This is a genomic window from Bathymodiolus heckerae thiotrophic gill symbiont (assembly GCF_900180345.1).
GTDB lineage: Bacteria > Pseudomonadota > Gammaproteobacteria > PS1 > Pseudothioglobaceae > Thiodubiliella.
Window position 1 is genome coordinate 1 of sequence record NZ_FXLV01000086.1, and the last position, 2,225, is coordinate 2,225.

The 2,225-nt window shown below is 40.4% G+C and carries 1 protein-coding gene and 1 pseudogene; one reads left to right on the forward strand and one right to left on the reverse strand.

All coding sequences use genetic code 11. The features are described 5' to 3' along the window. Positions 1 to 2,046 (reverse strand): cadherin repeat domain-containing protein (locus tag CRYPD_RS07570; RefSeq protein ID WP_138146967.1); only part of this gene is annotated, 2,046 nt, incomplete at its 3' end. A 76-nt stretch (positions 2,047 to 2,122) separates the two neighbouring features. On the opposite strand from CRYPD_RS07570, the pseudogene CRYPD_RS08540 reads away from it, so the two are divergent. Beyond that, positions 2,123 to 2,225, forward strand: a pseudogene (locus tag CRYPD_RS08540) (IS30 family transposase); the annotation flags it as partial.

Sequence of the window (2,225 nt, forward strand, 5' to 3'; positions counted from 1 at the left end):
TGTCCATTGCGTGGTGTCAATATCGCCTGAGAAATCAGTGCCAGTGGCAGTACGGTCTTCTTTGCCTAGTCCTAGACTAAAGCCTAGCATTTTGTCTTCATCTAGGCTTCTATCCATGCCAATATTTAAGGATTTAAAGTTAAATTTGGTTTTGTTATTGTTGCCTCCTTTACTATTACCAATCACAAGCTTGGCAGATGTCCATGTGTCCCAGCGATTGAGTTTTCTAGTTGGGGTTTTAATAACAGGATTAAGTCCATTGGCACTTAGCACGCTGTTCATCACTCTTTTGAGTTCGCTGTTAGCAAGACTCACTTGAATGCCATTAACAAAACCACTGACATTGAAGCCGCTTTGTTTGTTTTTCTTATGGCGTAGAAAAGAGAGTCTGCTCATTACGACTTTACTTGCTTTACTGAGTAACACTTTATTGGCGGCTTTGCTTTCTTTACGCACAGCTAAAGCAACTACTTTGGCGTTATTGACTTTGACAGTAATGCTGTCACTAGCGCTTTTAAGACCCTCGTTATCAGAGACACTGACGCTAAAGGTAAGGTCTGTGTCTTTCATAGCAGCAGTGGTGGTGAAACTAGCACTTGCAGTGTCTGCCCCTGTTAATGCGACATTAATCCCTGTGGTTTGTGTCCATGTGTATTTAAGATCATTGTTATTACCATCTGGGTCATTTCCTGTAGCGGTGAGGGTAACGCTCTTGTTAATGCTAGTAATAATATCAGCACCTGCTTTCACAGTTGGGGTTTTCTCTAGTGCTGTATCAGGGGTATTGGTGATGTTAATGGTAATATTAGCTGTTTTATCGGTTGCATCAGTGCCTGTTATTTTAACGCTAAGTGTGTGGCTGGCTGTTGTTTCATAATCTAGGCTGGCATTAGCCACTTGGATTTGTCCGCTGTTATTGATCTTAAATAAGCCTGCGTCATTACCAGCAGTAATCTCAAAGTTTGTTACGGTGCCTGTGGTGATTAATACAGCGCCTATAGTGCTATTGATACTGGAATTCTCAGCAATGTTTCTGCTTTGTGGGCTAATGCCAATATTTGCCTCATTGAGGTTGTTAATAGTAATGCTGATGGCTTTAGTGGTGGTGGAGATTTCATCGTTAACTTCTAAAGTAAGGTTGTAGACATTATTACTACCAGAATCGGTAGGGTTTTCGTAGTCAGGGGCGGATTTAAAGGTTATAACGCCTGTTGTGCTAATCACATTAAATAAGTTAGCATCGGTGCCGCTGATGCCATAGGTGAGTGTTTGCGAGTTTGGATCATTAGTGGCATTGATACTAAGTGCGGTGAGGCTGGTGCCTTCATTGCGACTAATATTAGTATTGGTAATGACTGCTGGGTCAGGGTTGTTGATGACATTAATAGTAATGGTTGCACTAACGCTATCCGCATCAACACCACTGGCTTTAACTATGATAGTGTGGGTGGCAGATGTGTTTGCTAAGGTTGTTTTAACTTTAACTATACCATTATTGTCAATCTTATAATCATTTTGATTTGCACCCCCTGTGATTTCCCAGGCATTAACTGCGCTACTACCACTACTAAGGGCAAGTGTTCCAACTAGAGTGTCGGCGCTTGAGCCTTTTACAATATTGAGTTGTTGGTTATTAAAGGCAATGGTGTTTTCCAAGATGTTGCTAATGCTAATCGCTACATTTGCTTCTTTGGCAACTGCATCTGATCCTGTGATTTTGATTCTTAAGGTGTAGGCGTTAGTGGCTTCATAATCTAGTGCTTTTGCGAGGGTGATTTGTCCTGTGTTGTTAATAGCAAAGGTATTTTGTGTATTGCCACTGACAATCTCAAAGCCTGTTATGGTGCCTGTGGTGCTTAATACGGCGCCTACATTGCTATTGATACTGGAATTCTCAGCAATGTTTCTGCCTTGGTTGTTAATGCCTAGAACATTCTCAAGGATATTGGTGATGTTAATGGTAATATCGGCTGTTTTATCGGCTACATCAGCTGCTGATATTTTAACCTTAAGCACATAACTGGTGTTTGTTTCTTGAATTCGCATAACAAATGCAATTTTAATTGTAATTAAATAGCCAGTTGTAATAAACTTTGCTATTTTCTTACTACGGGAAATTGCAATGAATTATCAACAACTGACTAACGATGAACGATACCAGATAAAAGCGTGTTTACAACTACATATGAATCAGATTGGCATTGCCAATCTGTTAAACAGAAGTC